A 19,166-nucleotide genomic window follows, 5' to 3' on the forward strand; every position below is an offset into this window, starting at 1 on the left:
GGCCCCGGTCCAACACCAAGGCCCAGGCCCAGGCACAAGAACCTGGTCCAAGGCCCCGGCCCGAGGACCAGCCCCCGTACCCGGCCGCACCGTCCCAGCGGGAGCGCACCCGCACCCGAGGGGTTCCGCCGTGGCCGACGTCGTCCTGTCCGTCCTGCTGCTCGCGGCGACCGCCGCCGCCGTACTGCTGGCCCACCGCGCCTTGCGGCACTGGTGGTCAGAGCGCGCCGGGCGGCCGTACGAACTGCCCGCCGACCGCCTCGGCACCGCCCTGCGCGCGGGGGCGGCCGGGGTCGCGGCGCTCACCGCCCTGTCGCTCGCCGTGCCGCTGCTCAGCGACTCCCGCGACACCGGCCGCGCCGACCGGGCCCCCGCCGGGGAGTCGGCCGAGGCCACGGCCACCGTGCCGCCCGCCCCCAGCCGTACCCCCGCCCCCGCCCCGCCGGCGCCCGAGATGCGTACGGTCGGCCACCCGGCGGGCGGCACCCTGATGGAACTGCGCGACGGCATCCGCGTCTGGCTGCCGCCGCGTTACGAGTCGACGGGCGCGGCGAGCCTCGCGTACCCCGTCGTCCTCGCGCACCTGCCCGCCACCGGCGCCCCCGACCTCTTCGAGGGCTTCGCCGTACAGGCCAAGCGCGGCCTGGCCAATCCGTTCCTGCTGGTCATGCCGCGCGACTGCGGTCAGGACCCGGTCGCCGTCCTGGCGGAGGCCGCCCGCCACTTCCGCGCGCTGCCCGCGAGCGGCGCGCACGCCGTCATCGGCCTCGGCGCGCAGGCGCCCTGCGCGGTGCACGAGGCGCTGAGCCACCCGGGCCGGTACCGCGCCGCCGCCGGGATCTCCGGTACGTATCCGCCGCTCGCCCCGGCAGCGGGCCCGCATCCGGCCCTGCTCCTGGCCGCCACCACCGGCGAACTGGCCCCGCGCGCCTCGGCGTTGCGCCTGCGCGCCGCCCTGCGCCCGCGCGGCGACCAGGTCCGGATCATCGACGGCGTACGGGTGCGGCGCGAGATGTACGCACTGGTCGCGGGGTATCTGACGGAGAAGCTGGAGGGGCCGAGCCGTAAAGCCGCCTCGGCCGTATCGAAGGCCCGTCACGCGACAGCCGTACCGGAAGCCCACGCCGCGACCGGGGCGGCGCCCACCCCCACCCCCCTCAAACGCTCATAATCGTGCGTATCACTCGTAAGGGGACAGCTTGAGCGTCTGTCCCCGCCCCCCGGCCGATACGCTCGCAAGCACCCGACGGGAGGATCCGAGCCGCCGATGCACTCCAAGCGCCTGCTCCGCATCCCGGCCACCGTGATCGCGGTGACCGGACTGCTGCTGTCCGCATGCACCTCAGAGGGGGGCGGGCACAAGGCCGCGGCGTCGTCGCCGGTCCCCGCCACCACCTCGCTCAAACCGCTGCCGTCCGAGAGCCCCGCGGACCTGGCGCCGTACTACGGACAGAAGCTGTCGTGGCACGACTGCGGCGTCCCCGGCTTCCAGTGCTCGACCATGAAGGTCCCGCTGGACTACGCGCACCCCGTCACCGCCGACGACCTCAAGCTCGCCGTCGCCCGCAAGAAGGCGACAGGCCCCGGCAAACGGCTCGGCTCGCTGCTGGTCAACCCCGGCGGCCCCGGCGGCTCGGCGATCGACTACCTCCAGTACGCGGCCCTCGGCTACCCGACCGCGGTCACCTCCCGGTACGACATGGCGGCCGTCGACCCGCGCGGCGTCGCCCGCAGTGAGCCCGTCGAATGCCTCAGCGACCCGCAGATGGACGCGTTCACGGCCGTCGACACCACGCCCGACGACAACGCCGAGGTCAACAAGCTCGTCACCGCCGACCGCGGCTTCGCCAACGGCTGCGAGAAGCGTTCCGCCAAGATCCTCGGCCACGTCTCGACCGTCGAGTCCGCCCGCGACATGGACATCCTGCGCGCGCTGCTCGGCGACCAGAAACTGACGTACGTCGGAAAGTCGTACGGCACCTTCCTCGGGGCCACCTACGCCGGGCTCTTCCCGCAGCGCGTCGGCCGTCTCGTCCTCGACGGCGCCATGGACCCCTCCGTCGGCGCGCTGGAGAGCAGCCGCGCCCAGGCCGGCGGCTTCGAGGTCGCCTTCAAGGCGTTCGCGGCGGACTGCGTCAAACGCTCCGACTGCCCGCTCGGCACGACGTCCACCGACGACGCGGGCAAGCACCTCGACGCGTTCTTCGCCTCCCTGGACAGCCACCCGCTCTCCACCGGCACCAGCCGCCCGCTCACCGAGGCCCTCGGCACGACCGGCGTCATCGCCGCGATGTACGACGAGGGCGCCTGGCCGACCCTGCGCGGGGCCCTGGCCAGCGCCCTCAAGGATGACGGCGGCCCGCTGCTCAAGCTCTCCGACAGCTACTACGAGCGCGACGACAAGGGCAAGTACAGCAATCTGATGTACGCCAACGCCGCCGTCAACTGCCTCGACCTGCCCCCGGCCCTGTCCTCCCCGGCCGACGTCGAACGCGCCCTCCCCTCCTTCCGCGCCGCCTCCCCGCACTTCGGTACGACCCTGGCCTGGTCCTCCCTCATCTGCGGCTACTGGCCCCTGCCGTCCACCGGCCACGCCCAGCGCATCGAGGCCAAGGGCGCCGCCCCGATCCTCGTCGTCGGCACCATCCGCGACCCCGCCACCCCGTACGCCTGGGCCGTCTCCCTCGCCTCCCAGCTCTCCTCCGGCCACCTCCTCACCTACGACGGCGACGGCCACACCGCCTACGCCCGCGGCTCCGACTGCATCGACACCGCCGTCAACGCCTACCTCCTCGACGACACCGTCCCCCCCAAAGACCAGAAGTGCACCTAACCCCTGACCTGCACCCCCCTTGATCCCCCAACGGTCCGAACCACCCCCCGGAACCCTGTAGACTTGGCGCCGCTGCGCCTGCCACCCTTGGCATCAAGGCGCAGCGCGCCGCCTTAGCTCAGTTGGCCAGAGCAACGCACTCGTAATGCGTAGGTCTCGGGTTCGAATCCCGAAGGCGGCTCCGCGAAAGCCCCAGGACTCACTCGCCGTGACCTGGGGCTTTTGCCTTCACCGGATGCGCCGCCGCCGCTGCGCGCGCGCCGATTTGCTGTCTGCGGTCTCAGTTCTGGTCTCAGTAGGGGCCGCGACCTGCGGCATGAAGGTGTCGCCCATGCGGCCCATTGCGTCCTTCGAGAGGTACGACCTGCCCTTGACGTAGCGGCGGGTCTGACTGATCTGCGTGTGCCGCAGGATCTCCATGATGGTCACGATGTCCACGCCCAGCTCGTTGAGGATCGTGCCGGCGGTGTGGCGGCTTCCGTCGTAAAGCCGCCGGTCGTCGATCCCTGCCTCGGCAAGAAGCTCCTTGAACTCCTCCCAGTCCGCGCGCGGGTCCAGCGGCCGGCCGTCCGGCCGGGTGAACACCGCACCGCACTCCTGCCAGGCTTCGCCCGCGGCGGCCTTCATTGCCTCCTGCTGTTCCTTGTGCGTGCGCAGGTAGGGAATGAAAGGAGGCGGGATCGGCACCTGATTCCGGCTCTTCTTCGTCTTGGGACGGGTGAAGCGGAGACCTCCGTCCTTGCGCTCCGGGCAGGCGCTTGCGTGCCCCGTGCACGTCTTGGTGCACGGCTTCGGGCACCCCCGCTTGTAGCCCTTGTGAGTCGCGCAGTCCGGCAGGCAGGGACCGAATCGGTGCAGCCGAGTACCGCATTCGTGCGGGTCCGTACAGCCGTGACGCCACGTGAGCCGCTGGAGTTGCCATTGCGGGTGGAACAGCTCGTTGTCGAGGTCCACGTATTGCCACCGCAGACCAAGGGATTCGCCCTGCCGGAAGCCCATGCCGACCCCGACCACCCAGCGCATGAACGTGTCGCGTTTGGTCGCCGCGGCGAGGAAGGATTTCGCCTCTTCGATGGTGAACGGGTTCGCCTCGGTCTCATCCACGGTTGGTGGGTCAACGAGTGTGGCCACGTTTTCGGCAATGAGGCGGCGGCGGTGGGCAATCTTGAGGGCCCGCGACAGGATGCGATGCACCTTGAGCACGTGAGACGGGGCGTGTCCGGCGTCGAGCATCACCCGGTACATGTGCTCAAGGTGTTCCGGACCGAGCTTGTCGAGCCGGTGCTGCCCGATTCCGGGAATGATGTCGTTGCGCGTCTTGGACCAATAGTCGTCCAGAGAACGGGGCTTGAGAGTCAAGCTGGCAATGTCGGTGAGGTAGGTCTCCATCCACCTCTGAACGGTGGGCTTTCGACCTGCCTTCGGAGCATGTCCTTTGTCGCGCAGGGTCTCCAGTTCCTTGACCTTGCGCTTGATTTCAGGCTCGGTCTTGGCCCTGCGGTGGCGGCGGTCGGGACTGCCGTCGCTCTTGACGCCCATGGTGACGCGGCCGTGCCACCAGCCGTCGTTTCCCTCGTAGATGGACGACTCCATGTTGGCTTTGCGTGGGCTCACGGTTCCTCCGACGCGAAGAGGCGGGCCGTTGCGTCGGGCCGCCTCTTCGCGGTCTATTCAGTGGGGTTGGTCGGTGAGGCTTGCGGCGAAGCGCTCCAATTCGCTGTGGTGGATGCGACGGGAGCGCCCGCACTTGACGAATCGCAGCGCGCCGTCCGCCATCAGCTCGTAGATGGTGGAACGGCCCAACGACAGGGCTTCGGCTGCATCTTCGGGGCGGTAGAGGAGACGGGGTATCGGCGCGGTGGCGGTGCTCATGTAGGTGGCTCCTAGGTGAGCGGGGAGGGCTCCCCCTCCCGTCAAGTCCGCTACTGCCGCTACCTCCGCTACCGCCCTGGTCAGGGGCTTGATCAGGTAGCGGATGGGGGTAGCGGTAGCGGATGCGTCCGCTACCGGTGGCGGTGCCGGGTAGCGGATGCGGGGTGCTGGTAGCGGATGGGTAGCGGATAGCCGGGGCGTATCCGCTACCGCGTCCGTGCAGCTCAGGGGGTGTTTTGAAGATCAGGTAGCGGAGGTAGCGGATGTTTCGGGGGTGGGAGGGCAGTACCGGCTCCACGCGTCGGCGAGATCGTGGGCGTAGTAGCCCTTGACCACCCCGTCGCCGGTCTTGATGTTGCGTGCTTTGACCGGGGTGTTGTCGGCGGTGACGTACTCCCCGAGCCGCTTCGCCAAGCCCCGTGCGTCCAGCGGCCTGCCGGCGGTGTCGGCCCACGGCGACTCGTCCAGCGTGTTGAGGCTGATGAGGATGTGCGCGGTGGGCATGCGGTCGGCGCCGTTGAACACGTGGTCGCGCAGGTCGGTGAGGAGCTTGATGCCGAGGCTGGCTTTGTCGTCCTGTCGTGCGGCGGTGACCAGTTCCAGGCACGCTGCGCGGGCCCGCTCGGGCCAGTGCCCTCCGACCGCGTCCGCGACGGCAAGCAGCGGCTCCCACACATCGGCCGGCCGGTCGGTGACACCCTCAGGCATCTCGGGAAACGCCCCGTCAACAACCTTGCGGACGCTCCCCGCCCACTTGCTCAGCCGATCGCGCAACACGTGCCCTTGCGGTTCGTGCAGGCGCTTGCGCCACGGCTCCACGACCTCGTTCGGCGCCCGGCGGCGCATGCGGATGATGACCGAGCGGGTGAGGATCGTGTCGGGGAGCGAGCCGAGTCCGGCCATGGCCAGCGCGCAGAACGACGGGAATTCCGTGGGTGTCTGGTTCGAGCCGTCGCCGACGCAGCGCCAGGTTCCGGCGCCGCGGCGGTGTCCGGCGTTGATGAACGCCCGGAGCTGTTCGTCGCCTCCCGCTTTGGGCCCGAACACCGCGTCCACCTCATCGAAGAGGATCGTCGGACGGGTCTCGGTGGCGGACACCGCCCGGAACATGGCGTTGGCGGTGGCGTCGGCGGCCATCATCCGGTTGGGGACCAGGGTCTCCATGACCTCCAGCGCCCGGGATTTCCCGGATCCCGGTTCGGGGGAGAGGAACGCGATGCGGGGAGTGGAGTCGAACGCGTCGATCAGGTGCGCGTGCGCGTCCCACAACGCCACGGCCACGTAGGCGGCTTCGAGGGGGAAGACGTTGAACCGGCGGTGGAAGGCTTCGACCTCGTCCAGCAATTCGGCGCCGTTGTCGTTCATGCTGCCTGCCTCCGTTCGGATGCGGTGTGCAGCGTGCACAGGGTGCGGTGTTCGGCGTGAGCAGTGACCAGGGCGATCACGTCGTCATGGCCGCGGGCGGTGATGTGGCGTCCGCAGCCGCAATGCGACGTGGCCCGGGGCTCCTTGCGCCAGCTCGTGGGCAGCACGATGTGAAGCCACCCGATCACCTGGGGTTCACGGGCCGGGCTCGGGCCAGTGACAAGGGCTGAAGGGACGCCTTCGGCGGCGACCTTCGGCGCATCACCCCCGGTGGACGCCGATGCCGGTTTGGCGGGGCGGGCGCGGGCGGGGGTGGACGTGAGGCTTTTCAGGCGGCGGCGGGGTTCCGGGGTGCTCATGTGGTCTCCCGCGGCCGGGCGGTGCGAATCGACCAATCCAGAGCGGAGCGGATGGTGGCGCGGCACTCGGACGCCGGCAGACCCGTCGACTCGCCCCCCGCCTGAAAAGCCGCTTCCACAGCGGTGCGGTCGAGGTCGCCCCATGCCACGAATCTGCCCACGGCCCGCACCGCGCGCAGCAGTTCGCTGTTACGTGATCCTTCGCCGGTCGCGGCGACGGATGCCGTTTCGCGTTCCAGCACCGTTGCGGCGAGACGGCCGGTGTTCCGGGCGACAGCGTGCCGGATCGGTGTCGTGGTGGGCTTCTGATGGACCGTCAGGGCGCTGTGGAGCCAGTGGGGCAGTGCTGCAACGGGAGCGTCGTCTGACACCGCGTACAGGCCCTGAGGGGTGATGCTTCCCGAGGCGACGACCTGTCCGCCCCATGCGCGGGTGTCGATCATCGGTGCGAGTGTGCCTTTGGTGCTGGACAGGCGGACCCCGGGCGGGGTGGTGAAGTACAGGTGCTCACCACCGCTCGGGGTCCGGATGCGGCGGGTGAGGGGGACGGCCTGTCCGGCGCGCTCGCAGAGCGCCAGGAAGGATTGCGCGCCGTCAGGCGTGTCCGGTGAGTCCATGGCCTTGAGGGTGTCGAGGTCCACCACCAGCAATCCGGCCGGGCCGGTGGCAATCCCGACGTTGTACGGGCCGCTGTTCCAGCATCGGTGGATGCGGGCGGCGTCGGTGGTGGCGCGTTGCTCGAACTTGCGGTGCCCATTGGTGCAGTCGCCGGTCCGGGGGCAGGCAGTTCCGCCGTGCAGGGCGGGGTACTTGCGGCCGGGGCGAAGCGGTATGACGGGCCAGCCGCGTTCGGCAGCACTTAATGCTGCGGACAGCAGCGCGCGGGCAGGGTGTTGGGTCATGCTGGGACTACTCCTGTTCCTTGGTAGTGGAGCGGAGGAGCCGGAACGGCCGCGGTCTTTTGCCGAGAGAGCGGCCGTTCCGGGTGAAGTCAGGCGTCGGGGTGAGTGTCGTAGGAGGCGAGGCGCTGTTCGAAGCCGTCGTTGTCGTCGACAAACTCGCGGTAGACGGGTGCCAGGCCGTGCAGCGTCCGGGTCGGCGCGGTGAAAGCGGTCTGGGCGATGACGACGACCTGCTGCGGTGTGGGCAGCACGTCGCGGGTGTCGAGTTCGCCCACCCAGTCAAGGAGTTCGTTGGGCTGGCCGCCTCCGATGAGCCAGCCCGCTTCCTCGGTCCAGGTCAGAACGATCGTCTCGCCGGGGTAGTGGGGTTCGGTGGCATAGGTGGCGAGGGTGATGCAGGCGTCGCGGGGGTCGTTGGGGTCGGCGAACCAGTCGGTGACGCCGATCCCCGCGGCCGTCAGGGCACTGACCACAGCGGCGATGTAGGGCTGGTGTGCGTTGTGATAGTTCAGCAAGGGTTCCCCCTGGACAGATCGGCGGTGGGCAGTTCGGGCAGTCCGGCCGCGGTGAGCGCGGCAGGGTCGTAGCCGGGCATCGCGGCGCGGGCGGTGAGGGCTGCGGCGAGTGCGGTGGCGTAGTCGCCTCCGGCGCGGGCGGTTTCCACGGCGGCGCGGGCGCGGATGACTTCGACGGTTTCGACGTGGTGCTGTGTTTCGCGCCGGTCGCTGGTGGCCCGGTCGTATGCCGTGGTGTCGCGGTGGTCGGTGCGCCAGTGCCGGTAGGCCAGCACGTAGGCCAGCACGGTGGCGACGGACCACAGCAGCAACGGCAAAGGCAAGCCGTCGCTGTACGCGGCGACTCCAGTGAGCGCGAAGGTGCCGGACGCGGTGAAGCCGACCGCGGCAGCGACCGGTTCGCCGTTGTTACCGCGGGCGAGCGCGTTCCCCGCGAACGCGGCACCCACCGCGAGGACCCCCATCACGGACGCGTCCCCGATCGAGTGCTGCGCGCCGTTGGCATTCCAGATCCGCGCCAGCGCCAGCACGGTAGAGGTCGCCAGCGCGGGCACGGCCTTGGGGGCGAGGCCGGCGGCCCAGTGCCGGTAGGTGATGGGGGTGTTGGCACCGGGCGGGGTGGTGAAGGGCTCGTTCATGGTGGTGCCCTCCTGCGGGGTCAGCGCATCTGGCCGATGGCCTGTGCGGTGGCGTTGACGATGTCGGTGATGGGGGCGGCGGCTCCGGTGGCTGCGGCGTAGAAGCCGAAGAGGAACACCACCAGGGCGGCGCCGAAGCTGGTGGACTTGTAGCGGATGGCCAGGGCGGTGCCGGTGCCGAAGAGCAGCACGGCGGAGACGGACAGAATCATGTGCGGTCTCCCCGGTTCGAGGTGAACGGGCTTGCGTGGGTGGTGGGTTGGTCCGCAGTCGTGCCGCGGTCGTAGGTGCGGCGCCAGGCGTTGTAGGCGTGGCGGCCGGCGCGGATGCGGATGCCGTGGCCGTCGCAGCGGCGGCAGTGCTTGCCGCGCTTGGGCTTGCCGGAGCGGGTGGTGGTCAGGGCGAAGCCGAGTCCGGAGCACTTGCGGCAGCGGGCGAACGGCTGCCCGGCACAGAGTGCTACGTAACCGAGCGTGAAGAGTAGGATGAGAGCTATAGCGGCGAGTACGGGGGTCATGACGGGCCCTTTCAGGGCTTTGACGGGGTTTTCGCAGGTGGGCCGCTAGAGGCTAGGAACCTGATCAGCGGCCGGATGGGGCGCTAGCGGTGCCGCTAGACCTAGCGGGGTGTGCCGCTAGGTCTAGCGGCGAACACGGCTAGCCCGCGTCCTGGTTTCCGTCACGCTCCGCAACAGCGGTGAGGATGCGGGAGCGGTCGATACCGCGCCGGTTGGCACCCTTGCCCGCCTCGGTCTTGCCCCACACCTGGACTGTGGGGACGCCGTGCGGCTTGAGTGCTGCGGCGAGTCCTTCGGGGTCCCAGCCGCCGTAGACCTCGGGGCGCAGGTCGGCGAGCCGGGCGACCACGGTCTCGGACCACACCTTGGGCTCTTCGGCCGGCACCACGGCAAGGATGTCGCGGAGCAGGTCGAAACCACTGGTGGGCGGGGTGTCGAAGGCTTCCCCGAGCGCGTGACCCGACAGCGTCCCCGCGACCTCGCGGAGCCTGCGGGCCCGCAGACCGATCGTCTCGGCGGTGGGCGCGTCCACATAGACGGAGGACACGATCCGGGCGTCCGAGCCTTCACCCACGAAGTAGTGGATGCCCTTGTCCTTCCACGAGAACATCGTCGCCCGGATGCCCCGCTTGTACGACGACGTGCCGAGCACCATGTCGTTCTCCAACTGGCCCATGACCTTCAGGCAGAACCGGGCCGAGGCGTTCGCGGAGATGCCGGTGGGCAGGGCTTTGGCGTCCGGGCGCTGCGTGGCCAGCAGCAGCACGATCCCGGTCGCCGGGCCGCGCTTGACCAGGTCGGTGCAGATCTCCTCGAACTCCGCCCCGTGCTTGGGGTGCTCGAACCACACCTGGCACTCATCCACCCCGACCACGACCGGGTGCAGACCAAGCGACGGCTTGTTCGCCAGGTCGGAGGTCACCTTCGACTCGGGGCAGATGTCCCGCGGCAGGGAACGGATCACCTTCGCCCTGCGCCGCAGTTCCTCGCGCAGTTCCCGCAGGTCCGCCAGCGCGTACTCGATGTCCTCATCATCGTCCCCCGCGCGGTGCCGGTGACTCACGCGCTCCCCGACCGGGTCCAGGTCGCCGGTCCCCTTCAGGTCGTAGGTGTGCAGCTCAGCCCGCACATCCAGCGCGGCGATGAGCAGCAGCAACCGCAGCAGGAACGTCTTGCCCATCCGCGGGATCGCCCCGATGACGGCCGCGATGTACATCAGGGTGATCTCCACCCAGCGCCCGCGCTGGTCAGTGCCGAACGCGACAGGCTTGAACAAGTCCACCGAACCGGCCTTCAGCAGGGGCCAGGCGGGCTTGCGGGCAGTGGACATGTCCTGATCCCCGACCCACATCACCAGCCGTCCAGTGTGCTCATCTGCCACCGCTTCGGGCCACACGCACCCCAGCGGCCGGCGAAGCCCGGAGGCGAGCCGGTCGCGGCGCTCGATCACATCGGTGACCGTCACCCCGTACGGGAGATCACCTTCCGCACGCCAGCCGGGGCCGTCGCGGGTGATCGGGGCGGTGAACGCGAAACCGTCACGGCCCTTGCCCTGCGCCTGGTTGATCGCCGGAATGCCGAGGGCACCGAGGGCGCGGAGGACGATGTCGCTGGTGAGCTTCGGGGAGTTCGGCAACTCCACAGCGCGGGTGATGACGGGTGCGTCGGCCCGGGTGCCGGCCGCCCCCAAAGCGAGCACCAGCGCGCCGACCGACACCGACAGCAGCCACGCCGGGGCGAGCACCCACAGCGCCAGAGCCGACCCCAACCCGACCACGGCCGCCAGTACGCCGACCACGGTGCGGAGCCGCACCCGGCCGTCCCGCTGCCGCGACAGCTTCAGGTACTCGCCCGCGTCCTCACGCCGGACCGCGGCGAGCCGGACCGGCTCTCCCTCACGGTCGGCCAGCCACCGCACCGACCCGCCCACGAAGCGGGCGGCGCCGCGCGGGGACTGCAACGCCAACCGCCCGGCGTAGTACGGGGAGCGAAGCCCGTGGTAGGCGGCAAGGTGCGCGTAGTGCCCCGTGGCCCAGCGGGCCGCAGTGCGGAACTCGGTCGTGGATCGCAGCCACACCGGGAGGGTGTCCCGGCGCTTGGCGCCCATCAGCCGGCCCAGGTATCCCGGGCCGACCGGCACCGGGGAGTCGACCACCATGCGCTTGGTCGGGTCGCCCGACCGGTCGGGCGACGCGGTACCCGACTCGGACAGGTCCGGGTCGGCCGACTCGCGGGCCGACCGGGCCGTGTCGAGATCCACCACATCGGCCCCAAAGTCGGCACCGGCGGCGGGGGTGAAGTCGGCCGACAGGTCGGCCTCTAACCGCGCGAACAGGTCGCGCTCGTTGTCATCGTTCTCGGGGTGATTCACTGAACTTCCTTCCGTACTGCGGGAGGTGGAGCGGGCCCGGCCGATCGCTGTGAGAGGTGGGCGGCCGGGCCCGTGGGGAAATGGACAGGCGCGGTCAGGGACCGTGCGCATACGCTGCGGATGGTGGCCATTCGTGGTCCAACGGCAGGACGCCCCACGCGGGTTCACCCGATGGGTAGATCCCGGTTCGAATCCGGGCGATGGCCACCACTTCACAGCTCGCCGGGCTTCCGGCACGGACGCCGTAGCGTCAGGCGGCGCACTGTTCGTCGGGATAGGCGCAGGACACGCAGCAGCCGAGCGAGCCGGGTATGACGTATCCGGCATCGGTACGGCACTGCGGGCAGGTCCGCCGCGCGAGCATCGCCGCAGCATGCGCGGACCACTTGGCCGGCGTCATCGGACGAACCGGCAGGGCCAGATCGATCCGGTAGAGGTAGGCGACCGCGTAACCCGCCTTACGTCGCCGCGAGCGGCACATGATCTGCGCTGCGATCGGCTGTCCACCCGGCCGCAAGCCCTTCGCCCGAAGCTGCCTGCGGGTCGCCAAGTCCTCCGGTGCCAGCCGCCACGGGAACGTGGGGATGCCCCACGTGGTGCCGGTCGGGTCGTAGCACTGGCCGAACGTCGGGGACATCACGCCACCATCCCCAGGGCCGGCAGGGTGTCGGTGCGGGCGGTGAGGAACGCCGTGCCGATCCACTCGCCGTAGGCGGGCGGGATCGCCTCGGTCAACTCCTCACGGACATCGGTCCACGTGATGCCCATGGCCCGCTGCAACTGCGGGATGGTGGGTTTGCCGCCACCGCTGCCGTACGCGGCGACGTAAGGGCCGTCGTACTTCTTGCCGTGGCGATAGCCCGAGACCCTGCCGCGGTGCGGCAGGTGCGCAGCCCGGACGGCGGTCCAGCCGCCAAGCTCGAAGTTGCGGTGCCGGATCACGCCGAGGCCGAACATCTCCCCGCACAGCGTGATGTCCTTGCGGATCCTCGCCCTACCGTTGGGTTGCTCCATCACGTACGGCAACCCGGTCCGCTCCAACAGGACCCGAGTCGGTGCCACCAGATCCTCATGGGTGCCGCCCCAACCGCGGGACCGGTTGGTGCCCACGGTCAACGTGCACTTGTCCTGGCACGGCGGGGAGGCGTGCACCATCGCGTACCGCACGATCTCGCCGGTCGTGATCAGGTACGCGAGGTGAGCGAGCGCGTCGCCGCGGTGCATCGGGAACGGGTAGTTCGGCCGCTGCGCGATGTCCACGCCGTGAACATCGAACCCCGCCCGGTGATAACCGGTGCCCGCGCCGCCGGCGCAGCAGAACAGATCCAGCAACAGCGGGCGCCTCATGCCGCCACCGCCTCGGAGGCCGGGACGGTGGCGCGTTCGGCTCGCAGGGTGTCGCGGACCGCACGGGCGGGCCCGGCGCCGCAACTCACGGCCTGCCGGATCCGGTCGGCCGTCAGCTCCTCAACCGGCCACGCCTCGGTCACCTGCCGCGCCTCAGCCAGCACCACACCCAGGGTCCGGCGGCCGGTGGTGGTCTTGGCCTGCGGCTTGGTGTTCCGGGTACGGGTCGGCTTCGGCGCTACCAGCGGCACATGTGCGGCCGGAGCCGCGTCAGGCTCGGGCATGGCAGCAGCGGCCGGGGCCAGCTCGCCGAGCCTGAGCAGCACCCGGGTCCGGCGCTCGGTCCTGGACCGCCACCGCCGCCCGTGCTCCTGCCGCAGGTCCGCGCGGACCAACTGCCGCTCCCGCTCCCGGGCCAGCGCCTCGCTGTAGGAGGTGATCTCCCACAGCGTCATCCGCCGCCACAGGCAGAACGTGCTGACCGGAGCCAACAGCCAGCGTGAGCGGCGGATCTTCTCCATCCGCCGGCCGGTCACCGCACCGATCCGCGCCGCGTACACGTGGGCTGCGACCTCGGAGAGCACCACCCACAGCAGCGGCATCGTGCCGTGCGCGACCCGGGCGGATACCGACGTTCCCGCGGCGATGTTCAGCCAGCACGTCACCAGCGTCAACGCCCAGGGCACAAACCGCACCCAGGCAAGGGGCATGTCCATCCGGATCAACAGCAGGTTCACGATCGTGAAGACCGGGATGGCCAGGTCGATGGCCAGCGGAAGCATCTGCGGCGTGGCGAACCCCCACCGGGCACCGGCCGCGGACACGGTGTCGAAGGACAGGGCCAGACCGACCCCGCCCACCCCGACACCGAACACAGTCGCAGCCACCAGAAGAACCCGGTCCCCGAGCGACAGCGGCGGCACCTCCGGCGCGCTCATGCCGCACCCCCGACCACGAACACCGCGGCGAGAAGCAGCAGCACACCGGCAACGCACGTCAGGTCGACCGCACGCCGCAGGTGGACGAACTTGTTCACCGCGACCCGCGAGAGCGCCGCTATGTGCTCGGACCGGTCATCCCCGGCCAGCTCCGTGCGGATCTCCGCCGCGCTGAGCGTGGCCCAGCGCGGGAAACCCACCGCACCGACACCACCCAGGCTCGGACGCGCCGCCCGCAGCAGCACACCGGCCACGACCACCAGCACCCCCACACCCGCACCGCCAGACACCGCGGCAACCGGCGGCAGGTGACGGCCGGAGCCGACCGTCCACACCCCCGCCAACAGAGCGCCGACGAACGCCAGCAACAGCGACACCTTCGCGTCCGTACGGGCGATCTCCGCCTTCACATCAGCGCGAGCCGCATCCAAGTTCACGCCCGTACGCTCCGCCACCGCGGACCGCGTCAGGTCCGGGGCACTCACGCCGCCACCCCCTTGCGGGAGCGCCAACCGCGGCCGGCGGGCCGGGACAGCGGGACGGCGTTGAACAGGTGCGGCGCGAACGCCTCGATCGCCTCGGCAGCAATGCGGGTCGCCCGGTCGGGAAGACCGGGGTCGTCCGCGAGGATGTCGCCGGCCGCCGCGAGTCGCGCCGCCCGCTCCATCCCGCTCTCACCCTCAACACCCAGCCACAGATCCAGCGGGGTACCGAGCGCGAGTTCCACAAACTCAGTGGCCGTGACAGCCACATGACCAGCGACGATACTTCTCATGGGTCGTGCACTCCTTAGACGGTGGGAACGGCCCAAACAGCGGCCACGGAGTTGCACCTCCGTGGCCGCGCGCCGTTCATGGGTGGGAGTACCCCGGGCCGGATTCGATCCGGCAGCGTCACGCCGGGTCCGGGGCTTGGTTGCGCCATGTCTCTGCCTGGCACGCAGCAGGGCAGCTCACATCGGGTGGCACCCGCGAGGGGCGTTTCCCAGAGCCGATGAGCGGTGCGTGCCACGCCGACGCGCGGCACCGCTGCCGACGAACCTCACCCGGTCGTCACGGGAACGGGACTCTCACCCGTCACAAGTTCACTGTTCAGTTCTCAAGGTCCAGGCGCTTCCATGGGACCCCTGTCACCGGGTCCGCCGGGCGCTTCATGAACTAGCGTGCACTAGTGTGCACCAGCTTGGCAAGACATCGGGCAGCGTGGACTAGTGCGGGGTCGCCTACGCTGGATCGCATGACGATTGCGAAGGACGGCCCGCAACTGCCGTCAGTGCAGGTGGCGGAAGCGCTGCGCGAGAAACTAAAGGCAGGCACATACGCGCCTGACGAGAAGCTGCCTTCGATCAAGGCGCTCGCCGCGGACTTCGGAGTTGCCGAAGAGACGGTGAAGAAGAGCCTCGCCACCCTTAGGGCAGAGGGCTTGATCATCCCCGTCCCCAACCGGGGACACTTCGCCGTAGGCTCGAACGGCACCGGGAACCCCAATGCAGCCGACCGCAGAGACCTGAGCGGGTCCATTGATGTCCTCCGTTCCGAGATCCAGAAGCTGACTGAGCGAGTGGCCAAGCTGGAGGCGAGAGCCGACTCCAACGACGCTTGAACACTCATCACAATGGAAGACGGATGGCCGTACGCACAGTGACATCACCTGGTCACAGCAGGGACAGCGCGGACACCTCTGGTGTCACCGGCTTGTCACCTTGACTGTCACCAGGTGCCCTGTAGTCAGATCGGAGCAGGCACCCGGAGGAGGGCTAATGAGCGACGATCGACCGTCGTGGGCACGGCGCATGGTTGCCGAGCGGGAATCACGTGACTGGTCTCAGACAGAAGCCGTCCGCGCGCTGCGAGCGCATGCGCCCAAAGACCTGCCGGACGACGCGAACATGCTCCGTCAGTGGAAGCGCTGGGAGGCCGGCACGGCAACGCCGGGCGCTTTCTACCAGCCGATCATCGCGGCGATGTTCGGAACCGTGACTCATGCGCTGTTCCCCCTGAAGGGGAAGCGCGACGCGAATGCAGAGATTGCATCTGTCAGCGGCATGGAAACTCTGGAAATCGTCAGTCGCCTGCAAGCTTCCGATGTCGATAACGCCACAATCGAAGCTCTGCGCATCACTGCCGACAGATTGTGCTCCGAATACGCGTTCCTTCCCAGTGAACAACTCATTGTCGAGGGTCGCGCATGGCTTCGCCGCGTCGGGCAGCTTCAAGAGCAGAGGCTCACGCTCGCCCAGCACCGCGAGGTTCTGACCCTCTCCGGTTGGCTCGCACTGCTTGTTGGCTGCGTCGAATACGACAGTGGCGATCGGCGCGCAGCCGAGTCCACGCGCCGCGCCGCGCTCTCTTTGGCCCACGAAGCGGAGAACGCTGAGATCCAGGGATGGGCTTACGAAATGCGCGCGTGGTTCGCTCTCACTACGGGCGACTACCGAGGCGTCATCGCTGCCTCGCAAGCGGGGGCTCTCATCGCACCAAATCACGGAGTCGCTGTTCAGCTCGCCGCACAAGAGGCGAAAGCATGGGCTCGCATTGGTGACCGTCGTCAGACAGAAGTATCCCTCGATCGTGGCCGCCGGATTCTCGAAGGGATGCCGCATCCTGATAACCTGGACAACCATTTCGTCGTGGACCCGGCGAAATTCGACTTCTACAGCATGGATTGCTATCGGCTATTGGGCGAAGACCGAATGGCCCGAACGCTGGCTGAGGAAGTCCTCCGCCTCGGCATGGAGTTTGACGACGCGGAGCACTCCCCGATGCGCAACTCCGAGGCCCGCATAACTCTCGGCGTGGCAGCAGCGCGAGAGGGCGACCTAGATCAAGCGCTGGCCTACGGGCAACGGGCGCTCGTTGGCGACCGGCAGTCGGTACCGTCGCTTCTCATGGTGAGCCGGGAACTCGCTGCCGTCGTCAAGGAGCGGTACGCGAGCGAGCCCGCAGCGCAGGAGTACCTCACCCGTTTACACGACCTCGGTCGCTCGAAGCCGGGATTCCTCCCAGTGCAGTAACCGCGCGAAGTGAAAACGGCGGCCCCTGCGAGTTCAGGGCAGCCGTTTTGCGTTCTGATCTGAACTGGTCCTATGCCTGGATCCCACTCACCTGTGAGCTTACCGGGACCTCATTTTCACCATATGTAGTCGCAATCCGCGCGGAGTTTAGCGTTCCGATTGCAGTCCTCGAAATGCTCCGCATCATCAAGGATGAATTCTTGCTGAGAACGCAAAGGGATACCAAGCGTTTTGAAGGGTTTTTTATGGTCAAGAAGAATGGATGTATGTAGCCCGCTCGAATCACTGTGAGTCACCTGAATTTTCCAAGTGCAATCAGAACGTTCGGCTACGGATTGTACGCGCAGCGCGCCTGGAGTCGCCCCATTTCCCAGGTCGATTTTTTGGTGATCAAAGAAGGGCTTACCATAATTTTTATCTGGAGCCACAGAGACGGGCAAGTTGCCGCGAGGCAAATCAAACATTATTCCTGGGACTGCCCCTCCTCCTCTCGGTCGGATGACCAGTACGGCTGCCGCCTTTGCAGGGGAGCAATGGACATCGACGGCTTTCATGGCGACTATGGACAGGGAGCTATCCCTGTCGCTGAAGAAATCGAGAAAGAAAGGCGAAGAATAGCCGTGATGTGAACTTTCAGCCGACAGGAATGTGCCATTATTTGCGTGCACTACCGACATAATCTTGCGTTCTGAATTATCTGCGTCTAAGTTCGTCTTTTTGAGGATTTCGACGTCTTCCGAATTGAGCACATGATCGAATACTATTGCACCCGGAAAAATGGATCCATCGGAATCCTCGGACCGCACATTAAAAGTGAAAGGCGGGTTTTTACCATCTAGTTCGTCCTGCACCGATTTTTCACGCCGCGCCGAAGTCGGCGCGGATAGGTAGTCCAGCCCGAATGAAGAGAACCAAGAAAAGAGCGTAGCCAGCACTGCAACAAAGAAGATGATCGCTAGCCGACGCGTACGCGTTCCGCGCGGAGAGTCGACGCCATCCGGGTCGAGGACATTGCCGACGGCGGACATCCAGGCTACTGACCAATGACGAGTGGGAGACGCTGGGGCTTGCGCCGGTTGGGACGCGCCCGCGCTGGTGGGAGACGCTGGGGCTTGCGCCGGTTGGGACGCGCCCGCGCTGGTGGGAGACCCCAAGCCGGAGGAAGCCTGATTTGGATCGGTCCCCGACATGTTCCCCTCACTGGCTGACGGCTGACGGCCATCCTAGGGTGTCACCGAAGGCGCACACGTGTAGCCGGTTCAACCCGATACGCCCGGATACCTACGGGGACTACATTTCTTGCAGCCAGACCTCTTCCGCACCCTATCGGCGGGGCTGGCATCCCAGAGTGCGGCGGGGTCTCAGTTGTGGTCTCGATTGCCGTACCGTCCGCGTTGATCCGCTGTCGTCCGCAGAGGTCCGTTAGCGGTCTGAACTGCTGAAACGGACTTCTGCGGACGGCAGCGGATCAAGATCGGACAACTCGTAATGCGTAGGTCTCGGGTTCGAATCCCGAAGGCGGCTCCGAAGAACCCCAGGACTCACTCGCCGTGACCTGGGGTTTTTCCTTGTCCGGGGGCCCGCCGCGTCAGGCCGCTCAGACGGCGCTGGACGGCTTGCGTGAGCGATGCGTGAGCGGAGCGCTTTTGGATCTAGGTTTTGGGCTTCTTCCGCTTGGCCTTCTTCTTGGCCCTGGCCTGGGCTTCCTTGGTCTTCTTCGCGGTCTTCCGCGCCTGCTCCGTCTCGGCCTTGCGCTGGAGGGAGACGAGCTTGGCGGTGGCTTCGGCGGCGCTTCTGCCGACCTGGGGGAGGACGCTCTGGTAGATGTCGCGCGTGATGCGGGTGTCGCTGTGCCCGAGGGTGTCGGAGACGACCTTCACGTCGACGCCGGCGGCGAGCATGAGGGTGGCGGCGCCGTGGCGGAGGTCGTGCAGCCGGACCGGTGGCAGGCCGGAGGCGGCCACGGGCCGCTCGAAGAGGTCGGTGACCTTGCCGGGGTGCAGCCAGGAGCCGTCCTCCTGGGCGAAGCTGGGAGGGGTCCACCATGCGGTGGACCCCTCCGAGAGAAGGACTGCTCAGCGGACCTGACCGCAGCCGTTCCATCCGGGCCAGGCGAACCGATGCCAAGTCAAGCCCGGCGACGTCGGTGCCGCGCGCCACCGGCCCTCACTGGCGAGCGTCCCGGCTCCGGCGGTGGGACTGAACCGGGCTGCGCCGGGCCGTCGGTGAGAAGGATTGCCTGCCAGACCCGTTCCTGGAGTTCGTTGATGCAGGGGCCGCAGGCGTACATCGGTGCCTGGGCTCCGGTGACGTTCGCCGGGCCGATCCACAGGACGCGGGTCCACTGCTGGCCGCAGAACAGCCAGCAGTAGCCGTCGGTCCAGTCATTCCCGTCGTCGGTCGTCGCTGGTTCCGGGAGGCCGCCGCGGGCGAAGGCGGCGATCCCGGGGATGACGCGATGCTGGAGGGAGAGTTCCGTCAGCACGGCTGTGCTCC

At 68.5% G+C, this 19,166-nt stretch carries 21 protein-coding genes, 1 tRNA gene and 2 pseudogenes; 6 read left to right on the top strand and 18 right to left on the bottom strand.

Going from position 1 to position 19,166, the window contains the following annotated elements; translation table 11 throughout:
• Window positions 1-130: 130 nt before the first annotated feature.
• From ACIQCJ_RS03310 to ACIQCJ_RS03320, 3 genes are all read left to right on the top strand, one after another.
• Entirely contained in the window at window positions 131-1,171 is a 1,041-nt protein-coding gene (locus ACIQCJ_RS03310; RefSeq protein WP_402710549.1) for a hypothetical protein, read from the top strand.
• A gap of 96 nt (window positions 1,172-1,267) precedes the next feature.
• Entirely contained in the window at window positions 1,268-2,833 is a 1,566-nt protein-coding gene (locus ACIQCJ_RS03315) for an alpha/beta fold hydrolase (RefSeq protein ID WP_391120290.1), read from the top strand.
• A 107-nt stretch (window positions 2,834-2,940) separates the two neighbouring features.
• Window positions 2,941-3,014, top strand: a tRNA-Thr gene (locus tag ACIQCJ_RS03320).
• Window positions 3,015-3,061: 47 nt separating this feature from the next.
• Here the strand turns inward: ACIQCJ_RS03320 and ACIQCJ_RS03325 are convergent.
• From ACIQCJ_RS03325 to ACIQCJ_RS03370, 10 genes are all read right to left on the bottom strand, one after another.
• A complete protein-coding gene (locus tag ACIQCJ_RS03325) occupies window positions 3,062-4,447 on the bottom strand; it encodes a tyrosine-type recombinase/integrase (protein WP_402710550.1) in 1,386 nt (461 codons plus the stop codon).
• A 57-nt stretch (window positions 4,448-4,504) separates the two neighbouring features.
• Entirely contained in the window at window positions 4,505-4,705 is a 201-nt protein-coding gene (locus tag ACIQCJ_RS03330; protein ID WP_402710551.1) for a helix-turn-helix domain-containing protein, read from the bottom strand.
• 243 nt (window positions 4,706-4,948) lie between these two features.
• A complete protein-coding gene (locus ACIQCJ_RS03335; protein ID WP_402710552.1) occupies window positions 4,949-6,070 on the bottom strand; it encodes a DUF3631 domain-containing protein in 1,122 nt (373 codons plus the stop codon).
• Window positions 6,067-6,429 carry a hypothetical protein gene (locus ACIQCJ_RS03340; protein ID WP_402710553.1) on the bottom strand — a complete coding sequence of 121 codons (363 nt, stop codon included), beginning with the start codon at window positions 6,427-6,429 and terminating at the stop codon, window positions 6,067-6,069. Before ACIQCJ_RS03340 ends, ACIQCJ_RS03335 begins: the two co-directional genes overlap by 4 nt.
• Entirely contained in the window at window positions 6,426-7,331 is a 906-nt protein-coding gene (locus ACIQCJ_RS03345; RefSeq protein ID WP_402710554.1) for a bifunctional DNA primase/polymerase, read from the bottom strand. The genes ACIQCJ_RS03340 and ACIQCJ_RS03345 overlap by 4 nt, the downstream gene beginning before the upstream one ends.
• A gap of 89 nt (window positions 7,332-7,420) precedes the next feature.
• A complete protein-coding gene (locus ACIQCJ_RS03350) occupies window positions 7,421-7,846 on the bottom strand; it encodes a DUF6292 family protein (protein ID WP_402710555.1) in 426 nt (141 codons plus the stop codon).
• Entirely contained in the window at window positions 7,840-8,484 is a 645-nt protein-coding gene (locus ACIQCJ_RS03355) for a hypothetical protein (protein WP_402710556.1), read from the bottom strand. Before ACIQCJ_RS03355 ends, ACIQCJ_RS03350 begins: the two co-directional genes overlap by 7 nt.
• 20 nt (window positions 8,485-8,504) lie before the next feature.
• Entirely contained in the window at window positions 8,505-8,696 is a 192-nt protein-coding gene (locus tag ACIQCJ_RS03360) for a hypothetical protein (protein WP_402710557.1), read from the bottom strand.
• Window positions 8,693-9,001 carry a hypothetical protein gene (locus ACIQCJ_RS03365; protein WP_402710558.1) on the bottom strand — a complete coding sequence of 103 codons (309 nt, stop codon included), beginning with the start codon at window positions 8,999-9,001 and terminating at the stop codon, window positions 8,693-8,695. Before ACIQCJ_RS03365 ends, ACIQCJ_RS03360 begins: the two co-directional genes overlap by 4 nt.
• A gap of 139 nt (window positions 9,002-9,140) precedes the next feature.
• The gene (locus ACIQCJ_RS03370) at window positions 9,141-11,372 is read right to left on the bottom strand and encodes a cell division protein FtsK (RefSeq protein WP_402710559.1); all 2,232 of its coding nucleotides are present in this window, start codon (window positions 11,370-11,372) and stop codon (window positions 9,141-9,143) included.
• A 125-nt stretch (window positions 11,373-11,497) separates the two neighbouring features.
• Between ACIQCJ_RS03370 and ACIQCJ_RS03375 the strand changes: the two are divergent.
• A pseudogene (locus tag ACIQCJ_RS03375) lies at window positions 11,498-11,582 on the top strand.
• 40 nt (window positions 11,583-11,622) lie between these two features.
• Here ACIQCJ_RS03375 and ACIQCJ_RS03380 read toward each other — a convergent pair.
• From ACIQCJ_RS03380 to ACIQCJ_RS03400, 5 genes are read right to left on the bottom strand one after another with little or no spacing between them, the layout of a single operon-like run.
• On the bottom strand, window positions 11,623-12,009 hold the full coding sequence (locus ACIQCJ_RS03380; RefSeq protein ID WP_402710560.1) for an RRQRL motif-containing zinc-binding protein: 387 nt from the start codon (window positions 12,007-12,009) through the stop codon (window positions 11,623-11,625).
• Complete coding sequence (locus tag ACIQCJ_RS03385) at window positions 12,009-12,719, bottom strand: DNA methylase (RefSeq protein ID WP_402710561.1); 711 nt, start codon at window positions 12,717-12,719, stop codon at window positions 12,009-12,011. The genes ACIQCJ_RS03380 and ACIQCJ_RS03385 overlap by 1 nt, the downstream gene beginning before the upstream one ends.
• Window positions 12,716-13,606, bottom strand: coding sequence for a DUF2637 domain-containing protein (locus tag ACIQCJ_RS03390; RefSeq protein ID WP_402710562.1), 891 nt, complete (start codon window positions 13,604-13,606; stop codon window positions 12,716-12,718). The genes ACIQCJ_RS03385 and ACIQCJ_RS03390 overlap by 4 nt, the downstream gene beginning before the upstream one ends.
• A gap of 47 nt (window positions 13,607-13,653) precedes the next feature.
• Entirely contained in the window at window positions 13,654-14,142 is a 489-nt protein-coding gene (locus ACIQCJ_RS03395) for a Pycsar system effector family protein (RefSeq protein WP_402710563.1), read from the bottom strand.
• Window positions 14,139-14,432 carry a hypothetical protein gene (locus tag ACIQCJ_RS03400; protein WP_402710564.1) on the bottom strand — a complete coding sequence of 98 codons (294 nt, stop codon included), beginning with the start codon at window positions 14,430-14,432 and terminating at the stop codon, window positions 14,139-14,141. Before ACIQCJ_RS03400 ends, ACIQCJ_RS03395 begins: the two co-directional genes overlap by 4 nt.
• 461 nt (window positions 14,433-14,893) lie before the next feature.
• Here ACIQCJ_RS03400 and ACIQCJ_RS03405 point away from each other — a divergent pair, with 461 nt between their 5' ends.
• Window positions 14,894-15,259 (top strand): winged helix-turn-helix domain-containing protein, encoded by a 366-nt coding sequence (locus ACIQCJ_RS03405; RefSeq protein WP_402710565.1) that lies wholly within the window; start codon window positions 14,894-14,896, stop codon window positions 15,257-15,259.
• 157 nt (window positions 15,260-15,416) lie between these two features.
• Entirely contained in the window at window positions 15,417-16,670 is a 1,254-nt protein-coding gene (locus ACIQCJ_RS03410) for an XRE family transcriptional regulator (RefSeq protein ID WP_402710566.1), read from the top strand.
• A 116-nt stretch (window positions 16,671-16,786) separates the two neighbouring features.
• Here the strand turns inward: ACIQCJ_RS03410 and ACIQCJ_RS03415 are convergent, their stop codons facing one another.
• From ACIQCJ_RS03415 to ACIQCJ_RS03425, 3 genes and pseudogenes are all read right to left on the bottom strand, one after another.
• On the bottom strand, window positions 16,787-17,698 hold the full coding sequence (locus tag ACIQCJ_RS03415) for a hypothetical protein (RefSeq protein WP_402710567.1): 912 nt from the start codon (window positions 17,696-17,698) through the stop codon (window positions 16,787-16,789).
• A gap of 624 nt (window positions 17,699-18,322) precedes the next feature.
• Window positions 18,323-18,721, bottom strand: a pseudogene (locus ACIQCJ_RS03420) (tyrosine-type recombinase/integrase); the annotation flags it as partial.
• Between the two features lie 77 nt (window positions 18,722-18,798).
• Window positions 18,799-19,155 (bottom strand): hypothetical protein, encoded by a 357-nt coding sequence (locus ACIQCJ_RS03425; RefSeq protein ID WP_402710568.1) that lies wholly within the window; start codon window positions 19,153-19,155, stop codon window positions 18,799-18,801.
• Window positions 19,156-19,166: the final 11 nt, after the last annotated feature.

The organism is Streptomyces sp. NPDC093221 (assembly GCF_044753885.1).
GTDB lineage: Bacteria > Actinomycetota > Actinomycetes > Streptomycetales > Streptomycetaceae > Actinacidiphila.

Coding starts and splice junctions, on each gene's coding strand:
- ACIQCJ_RS03315 (WP_391120290.1), top strand. CDS start 1,268: ATGCACTCCAAGCGCCTGCTCCGCATCCCGGCCACCGTGATCGCGGTG.
- ACIQCJ_RS03330 (WP_402710551.1), bottom strand. CDS start 4,705: ATGAGCACCGCCACCGCGCCGATACCCCGTCTCCTCTACCGCCCCGAA.
- ACIQCJ_RS03335 (WP_402710552.1), bottom strand. CDS start 6,070: ATGAACGACAACGGCGCCGAATTGCTGGACGAGGTCGAAGCCTTCCAC.
- ACIQCJ_RS03340 (WP_402710553.1), bottom strand. CDS start 6,429: ATGAGCACCCCGGAACCCCGCCGCCGCCTGAAAAGCCTCACGTCCACC.
- ACIQCJ_RS03345 (WP_402710554.1), bottom strand. CDS start 7,331: ATGACCCAACACCCTGCCCGCGCGCTGCTGTCCGCAGCATTAAGTGCT.
- ACIQCJ_RS03355 (WP_402710556.1), bottom strand. CDS start 8,484: ATGAACGAGCCCTTCACCACCCCGCCCGGTGCCAACACCCCCATCACC.
- ACIQCJ_RS03360 (WP_402710557.1), bottom strand. CDS start 8,696: ATGATTCTGTCCGTCTCCGCCGTGCTGCTCTTCGGCACCGGCACCGCC.
- ACIQCJ_RS03365 (WP_402710558.1), bottom strand. CDS start 9,001: ATGACCCCCGTACTCGCCGCTATAGCTCTCATCCTACTCTTCACGCTC.
- ACIQCJ_RS03380 (WP_402710560.1), bottom strand. CDS start 12,009: ATGTCCCCGACGTTCGGCCAGTGCTACGACCCGACCGGCACCACGTGG.
- ACIQCJ_RS03385 (WP_402710561.1), bottom strand. CDS start 12,719: ATGAGGCGCCCGCTGTTGCTGGATCTGTTCTGCTGCGCCGGCGGCGCG.
- ACIQCJ_RS03400 (WP_402710564.1), bottom strand. CDS start 14,432: ATGAGAAGTATCGTCGCTGGTCATGTGGCTGTCACGGCCACTGAGTTT.
- ACIQCJ_RS03405 (WP_402710565.1), top strand. CDS start 14,894: ATGACGATTGCGAAGGACGGCCCGCAACTGCCGTCAGTGCAGGTGGCG.
- ACIQCJ_RS03410 (WP_402710566.1), top strand. CDS start 15,417: ATGAGCGACGATCGACCGTCGTGGGCACGGCGCATGGTTGCCGAGCGG.
- ACIQCJ_RS03415 (WP_402710567.1), bottom strand. CDS start 17,698: ATGTCCGCCGTCGGCAATGTCCTCGACCCGGATGGCGTCGACTCTCCG.